Annotated in this window: 13 protein-coding genes; 3 read left to right on the top strand and 10 right to left on the bottom strand. The window is 45.5% G+C overall.

Annotated elements, in window-relative coordinates; all coding sequences use genetic code 11:
• Positions 1–193: 193 nt before the first annotated feature.
• The 10 genes from AC1S8V_RS12915 to AC1S8V_RS12870 form a co-directional block, all read right to left on the bottom strand.
• Positions 194–1,159 carry a sugar phosphate isomerase/epimerase family protein gene (locus AC1S8V_RS12915; protein WP_482073913.1) on the bottom strand — a complete coding sequence of 322 codons (966 nt, stop codon included), beginning with the start codon at positions 1,157–1,159 and terminating at the stop codon, positions 194–196.
• Positions 1,160–1,448: 289 nt separating this feature from the next.
• Positions 1,449–3,167: a DUF8769 domain-containing protein gene (locus AC1S8V_RS12910; RefSeq protein WP_482073912.1), complete on the bottom strand. Its 1,719-nt coding sequence runs from the start codon at positions 3,165–3,167 to the stop codon at positions 1,449–1,451.
• Positions 3,168–3,188: 21 nt separating this feature from the next.
• On the bottom strand, positions 3,189–4,061 hold the full coding sequence (locus tag AC1S8V_RS12905; protein ID WP_062834079.1) for a carbohydrate ABC transporter permease: 873 nt from the start codon (positions 4,059–4,061) through the stop codon (positions 3,189–3,191).
• A 38-nt stretch (positions 4,062–4,099) separates the two neighbouring features.
• On the bottom strand, positions 4,100–5,002 hold the full coding sequence (locus AC1S8V_RS12900; RefSeq protein ID WP_062834078.1) for an ABC transporter permease: 903 nt from the start codon (positions 5,000–5,002) through the stop codon (positions 4,100–4,102).
• A gap of 114 nt (positions 5,003–5,116) precedes the next feature.
• Positions 5,117–6,718, bottom strand: coding sequence for an extracellular solute-binding protein (locus AC1S8V_RS12895; RefSeq protein ID WP_482073911.1), 1,602 nt, complete (start codon positions 6,716–6,718; stop codon positions 5,117–5,119).
• A gap of 587 nt (positions 6,719–7,305) precedes the next feature.
• Positions 7,306–9,546 (bottom strand): helix-turn-helix domain-containing protein, encoded by a 2,241-nt coding sequence (locus AC1S8V_RS12890; RefSeq protein ID WP_482073910.1) that lies wholly within the window; start codon positions 9,544–9,546, stop codon positions 7,306–7,308.
• 21 nt (positions 9,547–9,567) lie between these two features.
• Positions 9,568–10,776 (bottom strand): MFS transporter, encoded by a 1,209-nt coding sequence (locus AC1S8V_RS12885; RefSeq protein ID WP_482073909.1) that lies wholly within the window; start codon positions 10,774–10,776, stop codon positions 9,568–9,570.
• A 58-nt stretch (positions 10,777–10,834) separates the two neighbouring features.
• Entirely contained in the window at positions 10,835–11,893 is a 1,059-nt protein-coding gene (locus AC1S8V_RS12880; protein ID WP_482073908.1) for an ROK family protein, read from the bottom strand.
• A gap of 34 nt (positions 11,894–11,927) precedes the next feature.
• Positions 11,928–13,148, bottom strand: a complete 1,221-nt coding sequence (locus AC1S8V_RS12875; protein ID WP_482073907.1) for an ROK family transcriptional regulator — start codon at positions 13,146–13,148, stop codon at positions 11,928–11,930.
• A gap of 535 nt (positions 13,149–13,683) precedes the next feature.
• Positions 13,684–14,523, bottom strand: a complete 840-nt coding sequence (locus tag AC1S8V_RS12870) for a YitT family protein (RefSeq protein ID WP_339242091.1) — start codon at positions 14,521–14,523, stop codon at positions 13,684–13,686.
• 372 nt (positions 14,524–14,895) lie between these two features.
• On the opposite strand from AC1S8V_RS12870, the gene desA reads away from it, so the two are divergent.
• The 3 genes from desA (at position 14,896) to AC1S8V_RS12855 (ending at position 17,791) form a co-directional block, all read left to right on the top strand.
• Positions 14,896–15,954 (top strand): Delta(5) desaturase DesA, encoded by a 1,059-nt coding sequence (desA, locus tag AC1S8V_RS12865; RefSeq protein WP_482073906.1) that lies wholly within the window; start codon positions 14,896–14,898, stop codon positions 15,952–15,954.
• Between the two features lie 92 nt (positions 15,955–16,046).
• Complete coding sequence (locus AC1S8V_RS12860; RefSeq protein ID WP_482074470.1) at positions 16,047–17,195, top strand: histidine kinase; 1,149 nt, start codon at positions 16,047–16,049, stop codon at positions 17,193–17,195.
• The gene (locus tag AC1S8V_RS12855; RefSeq protein WP_482073905.1) at positions 17,192–17,791 is read left to right on the top strand and encodes a response regulator; all 600 of its coding nucleotides are present in this window, start codon (positions 17,192–17,194) and stop codon (positions 17,789–17,791) included. Before AC1S8V_RS12860 ends, AC1S8V_RS12855 begins: the two co-directional genes overlap by 4 nt.
• Positions 17,792–17,914 lie beyond the last annotated feature (123 nt).

The raw sequence follows: 17,914 nt of genomic DNA, 5'->3' as shown, positions 1-17,914 counted from the left end.
CCGTCTCACCAAGCCTCGCAGGCCGATGAAACCGATCCCTTTTCCCATTAAATATCCCCGCATAGCACAAGGAATAGACGAAATCTTCTACCCTAATTGGACGTCAGACATCAGCTGAGAAGAATGCTTCACATTCGTCCATTGCCCTATCATTTCCCCATCTAAGCGCTTAGCATAAAATATACCAATCTCCCTATCCGTTCTGACGTGCCGCCTGACGTTCAGCAATGCGAGCCGTAATTAATCCATGACTCTCATCGATCTCTTCAGGTGTACAAGCGGCTTTCAGCTCATATACTTTTACCGGAGAACGGTCAATGATATCCAAAAAGGAATCAAAGAAGGTCATGTCTTTACTATGGATGTACGGACACCAATGATCTGCCAACCCTACGGTTTCATGAATATGCACGCCAACCACGTGATCAATCAACGCGTTAGCCTCACGTACATTATCGTATAGACCCATTCGATCCATCATCATGCCGTGACCAATATCGTACCAGAGACCAAGCGGCGCGTCCTTCATTCGTCCAATAATTGTTCCCGCTTCGTGCAAAGTCGGCATCTGATAACAACGTGAACGGGTCTCAATACCGAAATTCACTCCGTATCCTCGCTGCTCCGACAAGTCGCATACCTCTTCCAGACTCTCTTGAATCCGGCTCAGGTAATGTGCGCTGCCATCTTCCCGCTTCTCCAGCATCTCTTGCCATAAAGATTGATATACCGGTGAATCCGGTCCTTGATCGTGGTATATCTTTTTCAACGCTTCATCTATATTGTATTCGAACGGAACCTCACCCGGATGTACAACGACAGCCTTAGCCCCATAACGATGTGCGTACTCGGCTGAGCGAAGTAACAGTTCAATCGCCCGTTTGCGGCGCGGCTCATCATCAAACCCGAGTAGGACAGAATCTGTCCCGTAATCCGGATCAGCCACATGCGGAAATGTATTATGAACACTGGATACACCGATCTCTCCCCGTTCAATCATCGGTTCGATCGTCTGCAGCATCTCTTCCGTTACGTTGTAATTCAGTTCAACTTGTCTGAATCCAAGAGACTTGATCTCTTCAATCATGCCTTGTCCGGTCGTATGACGTTTGATATTCCAACATGTTGAGAACGAATATTCCTTTTTGTCCGTATACATTATTGGTCCTCCTGTCTCTCATTCTATCGCCCATTCATATTCCATTTATCTCTATCTATATAAGTTGAACCAATAAACTTTACACTAGATCACTCCAATTGCAGTACCATCTTCCGATCGCTGTTATCCCCAGATTTTTTTGATCCCCTTCTCCAAAGGGAAAAATCCGGTGATAGCTTATGCTTCCGATGCAGCTTTCTTGCAGAAAGCTTTCAGGCGAACGCTCCGCTTCTTCAGATCGGTTCTGCACTCTTCGTTCTCGTGTAAATGTTCAGTTCATCTTATATACCTATTCATTCCTTAAACCGTTGTCTTCACGGAGGGTCAATTCAAATCTCATCTTCTTTGCAGTCTTTCCAGGCACATAACGATAGATGATCTCTATATGATTCACGTACATTAACACGGATGGTTCAGGCGCCTCAGTCTTTACGGCAAACGTAAGTCCTGGGAACTGCCATAACGCTGATGTAATATCCTCCTGGCGAAGGGATGGCCCTCTGATTTCAAAATAAATGTCGATCTCTTCCGCCGTATCCAGCTCCACATCAATGGTTAACGAATCTGGTGTGAGATCGGCATCGAACGTTACTCCGCGCAGATGACTATTCCACCCCTCGCCCACCTCACGGCGGATCAAGCGAAGATAATAACGCTCCCCCGTCTCTGTCTGCCAGTGGATCGTGGCTGGATGCATCTGGCCATTGGTATTCACACTTCCCGACATGGCCCCGATCATCCGGTCCTCACCGATCCAAGCTTTGGCTGTACACAAATTCCGATTGGACGTTGGATCATTGCGCTCACACAGTTCCATGAACTGTTTCTGCACAAGCCGATCTTCTTGATGAGCTTTGAAATACGGCACAGCTTCAGCGGGTACATCCACCCCAAGGAGCGCAATCAGCGGATCATGGCCTGACTCACAGTTGATTCCTGCCAGATATTCATACCCTTCACCAAGCAAAAGATAGATAAATACACCGATTGAACTATGCTCTCGCATCTCCATGTCGTACGCCCGAGAGAATGGGCCGGAGAGATTCTCGAGGTTGGCATTGTAATATAGTGCAATGTTATTCCACAACCCGTGTTCAATCCGGTGTCCAATTTCAACTAAACGTTTGGTGACTCCGTACTTTCGATACATGCCAAGCACGGACAGATCCACCCCGTAATACGTTGTTGTATTGAATTCAGCGAATGTCCCGTCGTACTGTTCAAACTCCTTCATCAATCCCTCCGCCTGTTCATCCGAATGCTGAATCCATTCCGTTCTGTTCAAGCGATGGCCGTAGTAATGAGTGATGAAAATATGCATTAACTCAATATTGGTGTTCATGGGGATTACGTCAGATAACCTGCGTTCTATTGACCCTTGAACAGCCAATGCCATGGCATGGTCCATCCGTTTCATGAGTGTCTCCGGTATAAGTTCAGCGAATTCGGCAGTTACGACCACACAGACACAAGCGATAAACTCGCGCCAGTTGGGATCATAACTGATCCATACAGGTGGCAGGACCTGATTCACTGCCGCATGAAAAAGGCGTTTCAGTTGTTTGGAATCTGCCGCCTCTGTGAGCAGAGAGCCATCTTCCTGTAGTTTATGGATAAACTGCGCAGACACCTTCTCAAAGGTGCGTTCCAGGAAATAGGCCGTGCCTGGCGCAAAAGATTTCCAAGCATAGTGACCCGCTGGTGGATGCACATCATTGGGTCGGGTCGCGAAGGTTCCGTGATAGATCTCATCCGGAGCGTCATATTGAACATCGAGCACCTTGTGGAACACCCGTATTGCGCGTTCCACATCACCAGGCTCATTTCGAATCAACAACCCAAGCGCATAATGTGCACTGGCTCGTGTGCTGTGCTGCGTTGAATCCTCTTCTTCGAAACTACGAAGCAGATCCATTTCCTTATCATAGAAGCTATCCATCATTGACATGGACTGATTTACAAGATACTGTTGCTCTTTCGACATCTTCTCTACCATTCGTTGTGTCATGTCATGGACCTCCCGAGACTGTTAACCTTTTACAGCACCTACCATTACGCCACTGATAAAGTACCGCTGCAACCACGGATACACAAGCAAGATCGGTAACGTGGAGAATATAACGCTGGCTGCTTTCAGACTCTCAGGCAGTACTTGAACAGCACCAATGCCTTCGTTCTGCATCAGTTCTGTAATCTGGTTCTGCTGAATCATCTGATACAATTTTAATTGTAAAGGGTATAGCTCAGGCTTGGTAATATACATCAGTGCATCTTGGAAACCATTCCAACGTCCTACCGCGTAGAATAGGCTCAGTGTTGCCATAACCGGAAGGGATAACGGCAAAATAATGCGCATAAGTGTTCCGAAGTGGCTGCTTCCATCAATACCCGCCGCTTCTTCAAGACTTTCAGGAATACCTCGGAAGAAGGTGATGAGGATGATCATATAAAACGGACTAATCAATCCAGGCAGAATAAGTCCCCATGTGCTGTCGAGTAGATGCAGATTTTTGATCAGAATGTACTCGGGAATAATACCCCCACTGAAGAACATCGTTACCACAATGACAAGCATGAACCACTTGCGCCCTTTCAGATTACTCTTCGCCAGTGGGTAAGCTGCTGCAATGGTCATCGCCATGCTTAGCACCGTACTCAGGACGGTCAGCCAAATCGTATAGATCAGGGAACGAATCATCGATCCATCTGCAAATACTTTTGTATAAGCCTCAAAGGATAACTCTTTTGGGAAAAAGGAAACTTCTCCTGAACCGATTGCCCGGTTCGAACTGAGCGAGATCGCAATAATATGAATGAATGGTGCAAGACACAGCACCATCGTAATGATAATAAGAATGACGTTTACCGTGTTGAATATTCGATTCGCCGTGTTTTCAGACATCCCACTCACTCCTTACAGATCATATGTGATTCAATCCACTACATAATGCTCTCATCGGTCAATTTCTTGGACGTATAGTTCGCTCCGAGTATGAAGACAAGTCCAACTAAAGCCTGGAACAAACCCACGGCTGTTGCGAGCGTAACCTGACCAGACTGTAAACCGACACGATAGACAAACGTGCTGAGCACATCCGAGTATTCACGCACAGCCACGTTTCCGATAATAAACGGTCGGTCGAAGCCGATGGAGATCATGTTGCCGACATTGATGATCAATAAGGTAACAATCGTCGTTTTGATGCCTGGCAAGGAGATGTGCCAGATTCTGCGTAGCCGACTTGCTCCATCCACTTCTGCCGCTTCGTACAGCTCCCGGTTAATCCCTGTCAGGGATGCCAGATACAGAATCGTACCCCAGCCCGCACTCTGCCACACGCCTACCGCAAGATACGTGAAGAGCCAATAGTTTTTGTCTGAGAGGAAAGGTAATGGATCAAAGCCCATGCTCATCAAGATATTGTTAATGAAACCCGATTGTGTACCGAATACCTGAAGTACGATCCCTCCAATAATCACCCACGAAATAAAGTGAGGAATGTACAGTAAAGTCTGTGCCAGCTTTTTGAACCAGGCTTTCTTCAGCTCGAACAATAAGATAGCCAGTATAAGTGGTGCCGGAAAGGAAACCAATAGATCCAGCATGTTAAGCACTAACGTGTTGCGTAATGCAGTGTAGAACCCCTGATTTTGAAACACTTCCCTGAATGCATCCAAGCCAATCCACTCACTACCGGAGATCCCTTGAAAGAAGTTAAAATCCTTGAACGCAATCTGCACGCCATACATTGGCCCATACTTGAAAATAATGAAGTAGATCATGGGCAGTAGGAGCAACGCATATAGTTGCCAGTTTCTGCGGAAATAGATGCTTGTTTTCATAAACCTTCCCCCCATGTCATACAGGATGTCTCCATCAAGACGATGTTGTCATCGCCTTGATGAAATCCCTGTTCTTTGTGGCCATATACGCATTAGATGTGATCTCTACTCTACTTATTTCATCGCATTGTAAGCTTCTGTACGTTCATCCAGGATTGCTTGACCACCGCTTGCCATGTAATCCTTCATCATGCTGTCATACGTGGCTTCAAAATCAGCTGGTTTGGAAATCGTTGTTTTCACGAAGAACTCCATAAACTTGTCTTTCAAACCGTTACCGTAACGCGCTTCCGCCTCAATCGGTTTGGAGAAGCGTACAGGTTGAATCGTGTCTGTGTTGGAAATTGCTACCGACTTGCGCATATCATCCCGATACTTCGACTCTACCTGTACGACATAAGCCTCTTCATTTTTCTTGTCATCCCCAACGTATTTACCATTGACGATAATGGCAATGTCACCGGAATTATAGATACGACCTGCGATTTCAGGAGAAGCATCATCCTTGATCAGTGGTACACCATCCACAAGCTCATAGTTCTCATTTTCAACGCCGAATTGCAGGTCGAACAGGTTGTTGCCTGAAGCCATCCAATCCAGATACTTCATTGCTGCTTCCGCATTTTTGCTCGATTTCGGAATCATGACATACATCGCATTGGGCGCATATGCCGGTTTGGCGAATTTGCCTTCGGAGTTTTTGAATGCATCAATCGGTGTCATCACTGCACCAGGTTGATTGGTTTGCAGGTTTTTGTACGTACCGGAGATGTAAATCTCCCCCGCATCCTCGGTGTAGAATCCAACTTTGCCGTTAGATACATCTTCCCACAGCTTTTTCTTGTCTTTGTCGAGTCCAAAGTCCTTGCTCATTAATCCTTCATTATAAAGTGTGTTCATATATTTCAGAGCGTCCTTGAATCCAGGCAATAATGTTGGATAATCATTGGAACCCAGTTGTTGCGTTAATGTATATTTTTGTTCTTCCGTCAGTGGTTCAATGAATGACCAGATCAGGGGTTCATATTGAGCTGAGGCAATCGACATCCCCATTGGGATAAGTCCTGTGCCAACCTTACCCGGATCTTTTTCCTTAAAGGCCTTTAGAGTTGTATGCAGCTCCTCAGCTGTCTCAGGTGAAGGCAATCCGAGTGCGTCCAGCCAGTCCTGACGAACATAGGATGCGTACTTCCCAAGGACAAGACGTTTACCTGGCACCGCAAACTGTTGACCATCGTATTGACCGTAGGCCAGCGTTTCATCTCCCAGCAACTTTTTCAGGTTAGGACCCGTTTGATTGATCAGATCCGTAAGTTCAGTCAAACCACCTTGTTGTGCGTAACGGTTGAATGTTCCTGAGTCGTAGGTAAATACGATATCAGGTACTTCAGAGCCACTCGCCATCAGAACGTTAAGCTTCTGCACTTCCTCCGAGCGTGGTACTGGAACAAATTGAACATCGATGTTGTTGGGATCACCAAACTTCTCTTGAATGAAGCGAGTCAGATAACTGTCCGAAATGGTGTAGCCCGCCGGTGTGTTTCCCCGGTCGAAGATTTCCACTTTCAAAGTCGTTTTTTCCCCCGAACCCGACTCTCCTGATGAAGATGCAGATTCGCTTCCTGACGAACATGCAGATAATAATAGAGTGAATGCTGTTACCACTGCGAGGATTGAACTTGCCTTGCCTGCCTTACGTCTTTGAAATAATCTCATTTGACCTTTCCCCTTTCGCACACACTCTTAATGAATTCACATGATTGCCACTCCACTTTGTACATCCCATTTCGTCGCACCTGTGAATGTCACCAATCATTACATAAGACCTGATATTTAGACAATAAACTATTTTCAAAATGTAAAATTCACGTTTTTTAAGTTAAATACCGCGATATATAAACATATTTCCTGACAATATACAATTTTCACGACAATTATGTTAACTATAGTAACATAAAATGTTTTATTCCTTTTGGTTTCTCATATACAATTTGGCATCGCCCAAATCGCAATAATCCTTTTTCCATTGAATCCTCTTCTAAAAGTAAAAAAAAGACCACATCTGAAGGAGGCCATCTTGTTTGGCAACATGTATAGAACGATTCGACGTACTAATTGCTCGGCGGAAGATTAAACTTCACTTGACCAAATAATGTAATGATGGCATTTCCAGCACAAAAAATCTCCTGCAAGGACGATAAGGCACAGACCTTATTCCCTCATACAGGAGATTTCATAGATATCTCTGTGATTATTGGATTTCACCCGATACTTGGATGTCCTAACACGACCAATATCGTTATTTAATCCCCTTGTTTCCCACTCTGCTTGCGATACTCCCCTGGTGTCACGCCCATAATCCGTTTAAATACTCTGCCGAAAGAGATGGCATTGGCATAGCCCACTTGCAGAGCAATATCCTGCACAGCCATATCAGATGCAGACAACAGACGGCAGGCCTTTTCGACCCTCAGTTTCACCAGAAAATCAACAAACTTCATCTCAAACTCTTCCTTGAACAAATAACTCGCATATTTGCCCGAGATCTGGAACCGATCACTCAGATGTTTCAGCGACAGATCCGGATCATCAAAATGCTCTTCAATATAGATCCGCAGCTCGTTGATCATCGCACGATGACTTTTCGTTTCATTCACAGAAACATAATTGCGATAGACCTCTTTAAGCCATTCCTGCAAAATCTCCTGAATTCTCTCCAATGTCTCCACCTGCTGGATATCACTGCGAAGACGAGTCAGGATTTCCTCGGAAAATTGACTTTGCAACCGCTCAGACAGCTCTCCGAATTCACGAGACAACATCTGAATTAACGCCTGCAGCAGCATGCGAATATCGTGATCTGTAATCTGATCTTCACCAAACGCTACAAACATCTGGTCTAGCTGTGCCCGCCACCCATCACCCGTAAGCCTGAATTCACGGACAAAATCCGCGAGCATCTGCAAATACTTGTATGATTGCAGCTCAATACGATCCGGAAGTTGTTCACTGAGAACAATGGCATCTTTACCGAGGGTTAGTCTATGCTGTAGACCTGCATCTGCACTTGCATAGGATTGAGTGATCTCCTCCCAGCCCGATACGGTTCGTCCGATTCCAAAGGTAAACCGCAGTCGGAAGTGTTCCGCGATCCACATATGCATCTGCTTCGCCAGGTCCATAAGCAATTCACGATCCAGTCCTTCCTGCTCATCCGATGCAATCACCACAATAAGCCTGCGGTTCCCAAACCATTCAGCCCAACCACCGAATCGGGTCTCGTTCTGCACAAGTTCTTCCACTACGTTCATGAGCGCAATCTTCAGAATATTCTGATTGGTCGAGAGATCGTCACCATTCATCTCCGCAACGAGAACAGCAACGCTCTTCGGTTCCATGAATCGTTCCTCTAGTGGTTGCAGATGGCGCAGTCGCTGACGGAACGAATCCATTCGCTCCCCTTCCATCAGATCAACAAGCAATTGTCTGCGGTGAATTAGCAGGTTTTCATGATGCTGTTTCTCATAGTCAACCGTCTGAGCAATCAGATGTTCCAGCGCACGGTCGATGAGTGCCAGTTCATCCTTGACGGATGGAGCTGCTTCATCCTCCTCCGCACGTGGCTGTAGCGCCTGAATTCGATTCATGATCAGCTGGATGGGTCGCGTATTTCTGCGAGTAATGTAGATCAGTCCCGCCACCGCACCAACGATCGTTAATAATCCAATACCGATCCACACATAAGAGACAAGGGATACCCATGAATACAGTTGTCCGGATTGAATACCACTCTCGAAGACCAGACCCAGCTTGTCCGCAGACACACGATTAAGTATTTCACCTGCTGAAGGGTCCATTTGATGCGCTGTATAGATCAGATTACCACTCTTGTCCCGAACCTGAAGTATAGACAACTTTTCATTGGTCATATGATCAATCTGACGTTCGACTGCATACATGTTGATGGTAATAACGAGTAGACCTTCCCCACCCCACGGTAATGGAAGCCACTTATTCATGCTAATCACCTGTGAAGGTAAGTCTAAGGAACGTTCCTTGTATTCACGCGGCAAGTTCCAACCGAGGTTATCTCGATTCTTCAAGGCTTGTTCAATATAGGCACGATCTTCGAAATCTTCCATGCGCATCATGCCTCTGGGCGTAAGAATCTGGGAATCGGACATGCGATAGAGATAAATGGATTGAATCATATCCTGCTGATCCAGCATGCGCCCCATCCCGCTCGCCGCATCATAGATGAACTGACTCGATAATTGTCCCTGTCCAGCTTCCAGAAAGCGACTGTATGTCTTGTTCATGCCGATATCTTCCAACAACCGAAGTTCAATGTCACTTAGCGAGCGTTCCAGCGTGTCCACGATGTAGCGGGTGGAGATCATGTCGGCTTTTTTCGTTTCGTTACGTGAGAGTTCGTTAACAATCAGGAAGGAGAGAAAGATCAGAATGGAAATCGTAAGCAGAAAAATAGGGAAGTAGGAATACATCAACTTGGTGTGCCAATTCCGCTTCAGATTTACTTTCATAGGCTCCAGCTCCTTCCATTTCTATTCTAATGTGTATGCTCTTCTCTGCTCTTTGGCTTGCCTACTGACGATATACAGAATCACTGATCCTAGTGCCGCACTGATTGTGCAAGCCAGATACATCAGTGATGGACCGCCGGAATCGAGCAAGTATCCGTTAAGCATATTACCAACAATTCCACCCAGGCCCGCAAACACCATATTAAATAAACTTTGTCCGGTGGCCTGCATTTCCCGTCCCGTAACGGAAGCCACATATTCCACTGCTGCGATATAGAAGAATCCAAAGGATAATCCATGCAGCACCTGAACGCCAATCATGACCTCAGGCGTCGGCCATAACCATTGTATGCCCCAACGTAACATATACGCCCCGGCTGCAAGCAGCATCGTCCGTTCATGTCCCCATTTTCGGAGAATAAATGCCGCTGCCAACATGGATGGAACATTGGTAATCGACGCAAGTAGCAGCGCCGTACCTGTCATGGTCACAGAACCGCCAGCCATCTGAAATGAAATAACGAAAAAGGAGTTAAATGCAGTGAGCGTTTGGTTAACCAGGAAACAACCTGTTAAAAATAGAAGGAATGTCCGGTTTCGGAGCAATCTTGCCAAACCTACGGAGAAGGTTACCGAGGACGAGGATATGCTCGTCTGCCGGGGAAGTGTACTTGCCAGTATGGCACTCAGAACGTTAAACATCAGAAAAGGCAGCCATAACATGTGAATGGAAAACTGGGAGAGATACATGCCTGCTGCAAATCCACCAACTCCCGTTCCTATGCTCCCGAAGAGTCGGACCATGCCATATGAGGTGTTCGCTGCTCTCGCGGCTGTAACCGCATAGGAGTCAGCGACGGGTATTTGAGTCACTTGGAATATAGTGCATAAAGTATAAATCAATATTAATATAAAGTACACTTGAATATTGTAGAAGTATGCTAACGATGCAGGAACAAGCAGGCTTATCACCAGTACGAACCGCGTCTTTTTAAACTTATCTACCAGAATTCCCCATATAGGTTGAAGAATAATGGATACAAGTGTGCCAAACGCCATAATAAATCCAGTTTCTTTACTGGAAAAACCTTGTGCAACCAATATGGGATTAATGTACGGGTTAAACATCCCCCCGGCAAGCCCCATAAAGAGATATAGGCCCTGCAATTGAAGTAAAACACGTCTTGCATCATTGGAATCGGCTTTTGTTTTCTCTGTGTAAGCCTTCATATGTCTGCTTCTCATCCGGATCTCCATCCTTTAATTCTATAGTTGCTTCGCCTATTCTCTATTGATATGTGCGTGTCAGACTCGACTTGATTGCAGCCAATGCCCCGATTGCTCCAGCTTTGTTCCCGAGTTCAGCTATAGCTAAAGGTGTAGGCAGAACGGTGTAACGTTGGAGTCGTGTGCGCACTTCATTTAGATAATAGGATGGGTTGGATGCTGCCACGCCACCACCGATCACTATAATGGAAGGATTAAGTAAAGCCGTAATATTCGCCAGACCTCTCACCATATAACGCATGGGTAGTTCCAGGATCTCCAGTGCAGCAACATCACCTGATTCGGCTGCCTTGAATACATGCCTGGCTTCGATCTGTTCCACTTCCCCTCCTGCAAGGCTCATGATTAGAGATAAGGCACTTCCCTTTCCATCAGCAAAATAACGTCTCGCCTGTTCGGTAATCCCCGTGCCTGAAGTCGCTTGCTCGAATACACCAAATGAATCGGCATCCGCAACGTAGCCTGAATGAAGTCCTTCGTCTCCTGCAATGAAATGCCCAACCTCGCCGGCTGCTCCATTCTGGCCGCTGTACAGCTGTCCATTCAGGATAAGAGCAGCTCCAATGCCTGTTCCAACCGTGACCATCACGCAATGGCGATGTCCCTGTGCTGCCCCTTGATCATATTCTCCCATTGCGGCCATATTTACATCGTTATCCAACATGATGTTCCCGGTGTAATACTTCGCAATGATAGGACGAATATCTTGCTCAGGCCACTGAAAAGCCGGAGCATTTCGCAGTATTCCCTCCTCCTGCAGAATCACACCAGGGAATCCCAAGCCCGCACCTGAAAGTTGATCCAGACTGCCCCTCATCTCACGACAGAACGTTTCCACTTCTGCGAATAACCATCGGAAGAACTCATCCGGCTGATCACTAACAAGAGTAGGTAACTGGCGTTCATAAACCTTACTTCCAGCTGCCTGTGATGACAACAGGATTAATGTTTTGGTGCCTCCAATATCAACACCTGCAATCCAACCGGACGCAATACCCCTTACCGTACCATCCTGATCAGGTTGAAAATCCTTACTTACGTTTTTCACAGATTCTGTCATCCCGTTTCCTCCTCACATGTGTATATCCAATCTCTTATTCCATGGCTTCCTGCTGAATATTCAGCATCGTTTGTTGTGCGGCCACCTGCACCGCGCCAGTGACGACAGCCTGCTCACCAAGCTTGGAACAGATTAACTGTGGTTGTACTGGAAATTGATCAGATACGATCTGTCTCAGTAATGGCAACAACACATCCCCGTTCCCCCCAACACCTCCGCCAAGCACAATGAGATTGGGAGCAAGCACAACGCTAATCTGACGCAGAGCTGAAGCAATCATCTGGCTGTATTGTTTAACAATCTCTATCGCCTCTGCTTCTCCATTACGTGCAGCTTCAAATAACTTCTCGGGCGTCAGGTGTCTGCGAAGATCATCTGCATCTACATTCACATGCGCACCCGAATCAGTACCCTCCAATAGTTCATCATGCGGATAAAGATGACGTTTTGCCAGTTGCAACAGACCATCAGCTGACAGTACTTCCTCCAAACGACGACCATCCTCCACCAACATCTCCGCAATCTCTCCGGTTAATCCACCAAGACCTCGAAGCAGTTGGCCATGCACCATGATTCCAGCTCCCGTTCCTGTGCCGATGGAGAAAAAAATAAACAAGGGATCGCCTGCTGCTGCACCACTCCTGTACTCCCCCAGCGCCGCAAGATTCACATCATTCTCCAAGATTACTTCACAGGGAAATGCGCCAGACAACGACTCCAGGGAGAAGGACTGTTCCAAACCTGCTAACGGGTCCACAATACGATTGATACGCCCCGATTCAGGCTGCACTACACCCGGTATGCCGAACCCAATGCACTGAATCTGGTTCCACTTCAGATGATTCTCCTCAAGCAATGCGTTCATATGGCTTCGAAGCAGCTCCAGCATCGTCGTTTCTGCTCGGTCATTGGCTTCTTGGACTACCATGGGATACGTTCGATAGGAGATGATCTCTCCATTCAGATCGGATAATGCGATCCGAATACGTGTTGCTCCGAGATCTACACCACAGACATAATAAGCCGTTTCATTAAAGCGGATGAGGGTTGCTTTGCGACCTTGAGCATTGTCAGCTCTCCCCGTTTCCTTCACCAGATTCCGGTCAATCAGATGTTCGACCGCCGACGACACTGTGGGTTTGCTAAGTCCAGTCTGACGGCTGATATCCGCTCTAGACATGGTTCCCTGAGTGATCAGAGCATCCATAATCAGATTTTCATTCAGATTGCGAATATATTGCGGTGTGCCAGCCATGTTATTGCCTCCTTTTATAGTTAGTTAAGTTTATTAACAAATTAATTAAATTCAATATATCATCGTGCCTGGTAGGTGTACAGCTTTTTGTCATTGCACTCTTTTGCTAGGAAAGAACCACACCTCCACTTGTAACACAAAAGCCTAATAAAGGAATTATTATACAATAGTAGACGTTTATACATTACCATAACAAGGACCTGTTCATACAATACCTTATCACGATCAGGGAGGTTTCAATATGTATAGAAAGCATAAATGTCATCATCCAAGACCAAAGTGTTTTTACAAAAAAATCACGAAAACTTGTGTTACCAAAATTAAATATGTCCCTACAAAGTGTAAAAAACACTGTCATGTAACTGTTGACTATTGTGGAGTCAAAAAAAGAAGACATTATTAATATTCTTTTGCCCTTCCCTAAAGAGAAGAGTTCTTTCTTTTTGAACTAGATTAATACCGGATACAATTAACCTATCAAAAAAGTTGCGGTGATAATCCACCGCAACTCCCTTCTTCCTTATATACATATTCATCAAGTCTTGGAGAGTTCAATGAATCCCTCACCGAATACATCACGCACATCATGAATGGTGATAAAAGCAATCTCGTCTTCCGCTCGTACAATCTTCTTCAGCATGGAAACTTCCTGCTTGCTAATCACAATGTATAGAATTTCTTTCTTATTTTTCGTGTAATAGCCATGACCGGACAGGACGGTTACTCCGCGGTCCATCTTCTCAATTACTTGCTTTGCGATCTCATCCTGTTTGGATGAGATAATCATAACTGCCTTTTTCGGATTGAGTCCTTCAATAATGAACTCCATCGTTTTGGTACCCACGAACAGCAAGACAATTGTACACATCAGACCTTGCGGTCCTATAATGAAGAAAGATGAGAACGCCACAATCAAATCAAAGAATAATAATCCATAACTGATGTTCCAATCCAAATATTTGTTGGCAAGCCGTGCCAGAATAACTGTTCCGGCTGTCGTTCCCCCCACTCTAACAATCAAACCGATACCAAGACCGGCAAACAATCCACCAAATATCGTATTAATCCACAGCTCATGCGAGTCAATTGTCCAGCTCTCCGTCAGATGCAGGAACAGCGAGTTGAATACGACCGCAATAATCGTATACACCGTAGTCGTTTTATCAAGAAACCGGTACCCCACTATTAACAAAATACCATTCAGGATTAAGTTCATCAGTCCAGGTGACCATTCAAACAGGTAATACAAAATAATCGTAATGCCCGTGACGCCGCCTTCAGCCAAATCGTTGGGGATCACGAACAGGTTCACCGCCAGTGCAAACAGAAAGGCACCTGCCATAATAAATAAAATATCCGTAATTCGTTTCTTCATCATGCATTCCATCCAATCCATCAGAAATCAACCTAATCGACAATCTCATAAGTTGTCATAATCACTCAAAGATAGATTTTACCATGCTCACAACAAAATTTGTATACATAATACAAATTGTTGCGTAATTTGTGCAAAGGAATTTCTAAAACCTTCTCTTCCGTCTTCTGAAGAGCCATTCAGCATCATACACCCATGACAAATGTCATGGTCCATCATTGATATTCATCATTATAGAAGGCTGACGTTTATGACTTACTGTCATGATCGGATTGTTTTACAATGATAAAAACGCTTCCTACAGGAAAGTCTAGCGGGAAACGCCAAGTTGTAGCTGATTACAGTTATAACGATTGAAGGAGGACAAATTTTATGAATAGAACAAAAGAGATGGCCTTAAAAAAAGAAGTCACCCCTTACGAAAAAAATGATCTCAGATTAAGTATCCGTCAGTTAATCAATACATTGCTCCCGCTCTTCTTGCTATGGGCTGCAGCTTACTTTAGCTTATCGGTTTCCTATTGGCTGACTTTCCCGATTGCCCTGGTGGCATCCGGATTTGTACTGCGGACGTTCATCATCTTCCATGACTGCTGTCATGGTTCATTCTTCAAGAGCAAACGCGCTAACGATATTCTCGGTACCATTACAGGTGTATTAACACTGACACCCTATCAACAATGGAAAGCCGAGCATTCCATCCATCACGCAACTAGCAGCAATCTCGACAAACGTGGTGTAGGTGATATCTGGGTCATGACCGTTGACGAATACAAAGCAGCTTCACCTTGGGGTCGTCTTTTCTACCGGATTTACCGTAATCCGTTTGTATTGTTCTGCATCGGACCGATCTATGTATTCATACTCGCCTATCGCTTTAACCGCAAAGGTGCAAGACGTAAAGAACGCATTAATACTCACTTGACTACGGCCTTGATCGTTGGGCTCTATGCATTCATGTGCTGGTTAATCGGTTGGCAGGCTTTTGTTATGGTGCAAGCACCCGTATTCTTCTTCTCCGGCTTCTTTGGTATCTGGCTGTTCTACGTTCAACATCAGTTTGAAGAGACGTATTTTGAACATGAAGATGAATGGAGTTATGTAAAAGCAGCGGTTGAAGGCAGTTCTTATTACAAATTGCCGAAATTGTTGCAATGGATCAGTGGTAATATCGGATTTCACCATGTGCATCACTTGAGCCCGCGTGTACCGAACTATTTCCTGGAAGAGGCACATAATGCAACACCGCCTTTGCAAAAAGCAACGACCATCACACTACGTTCCAGCCTGGTTGCTCTGCGCTTCCGCTTATGGGACGAAGATTCCAAACAATTTATTAGTTTCAAACAGCTCAAAAACTTATCCCGCAAGCCGTATGTTCAACCGCCTATCCGAGTAACCAATCCAGCGGGTCTGACAGAGAAGCCTTAACTCTGTCGGATTCGTTTTCTTGTATTCAGGCTAAAGTCGTGCTACAGTCAGGCTAAGTTTGAGTACATTGCAAGTTTGAGGAGGAGAATTCCATTCAAAAGTGGATGCAAATTTTTTATAAAAAGACAGGATTGAATCTTTATGTATGGCTCGCCTTTTTCATCCTGCCCTTCTATTTCATTTCACAATATTCCAAATTGTGGACGATGGTAACCGGCATCATCATCATCCTCGTTTTCTTCGTCTGTTATCTGCTCGCCTTCATCACCAAGGGCTGGCAGGTGTACATGTGGATTGGACTGCTTATTGCCATATCCATTACGATGACTATCGCCTATGATTATGCCTATTTCTCATTGTTTCTTGCTTTCTTTATTGGGAATATTAAAAATAAAGCCGGTTTCTTCACCCTTTATTCGGTGAATTTGGGAGCCAGTTTCTTAACCATTAATTATGGTTTCATTAATCAGAGTTCTCTGTTGGTGAGCCAACTCCCGTTTGTATTCATCAGCTTGATGGCCTCCATTCTGCTTCCCATCAGTACGTATAACAAAAACAAGACTGAACAATTGGAAGGTCAACTTGAGAATGCCAACAAACGACTGGATGATCTCGTGAAAATGGAAGAACGTCAGCGCATTGCACGTGATCTGCACGATACACTTGGACAGAAGCTCTCTCTGATCGGTCTGAAAACCGATCTGGCGAAGCGTCTGCTCCGCAACAACCCCGATCAGGCCGAGATCGAATTGAACGACCTAAGACAAACGGCAAGTACAGCTCTGAAGGAAGTCCGGGAAATGGTAACCACCATGCGTGGTACACAACTAGTCGATGAAATGTTCCGCGCGGAACAGATTCTGAAAGCTGCTTCGATTGAATTTGTACTGAAAGGCAATCCGAAGTTGCAGGACACGTCGCAGCTCAATGAGAATGTTCTCGGCATGTGTCTGAAGGAAGCCGTGACCAATATCGTCAAGCACAGTCAGGCCGCGGTATGCACCATCACCATTAAAGAGACACAGTCTGATAACATTTTAACGGTTCAGGATAACGGTGTAGGCATAGAACGTACTCGTAACAAGGATCGGCGCGGTACCGGCATTTTGGGTATGAAGGAACGGCTCGAATTTGTGAACGGTTGTCTGGATCTTCGCTCCGGAGCAGACAAAACAGGCACACAAATCGTCATTCAGGTGCCCAAGCTGACGCGCAAACCAATGAAGGAGGATGCAACATGATCAGCATTGTAATCGCCGAAGACCAACGCATGATGCTGGGCGCCTTGTCTTCCCTGCTCAATCTGGAAGAAGACATGCAGGTGGTAGGACAGGCAAGCAATGGAGAGGAAGCTCTGTCACTTGTCAGAGAACTGACCCCGGATATCTGTCTCATGGATATCGAAATGCCCGTCAAAAGTGGGCTGGAAGCGGCAGAAGAGATGAAAGGTTTGAACTGTAAAGTCATTATTCTGACCACTTTTGCCCGAACCGGCTATTTCGAACGTGCGCTCAAAGGCGGTGTTCGCGGATATCTGCTCAAGGATAGTCCGATTGAAGAACTGGCTGAAACCATCCGCCAAGTCATGAATGGAAGACGCATCTTTGCTCCCGACCTGGTAGATGAAGCTTATGTAGAAGAAAATCCCCTGACAGAACGGGAGAATGCCGTACTAGGCCTCATGGCAGATGGGAAGAACACCAAGGAAATCGCCGGGCATCTGTTCATCACAACGGGCACAGTGCGTAACTACATCTCCATTATTCTCAACAAGTTAAATGCCAGTAACCGCATTGAGGCCATCACTCGCTCCAAGGAAAAAGGGTGGTTCAAATGAAAGTACCGCTTTAACCCATTGAAATATAAATAAACATGTTCCCCGGCTGCACAAGTCGTATAACATGCTTATAATAAAAAGCTTGGCCCAAGTAAAACACTCCTGGTCCAAGCTTTTTTTGTG

This window comes from Paenibacillus sp. B46(2026) (genome assembly GCF_056786355.1).
Note: the sequence above shows the minus strand (reverse complement) of the source record. Positions and strands in the feature narration are given on the sequence as shown.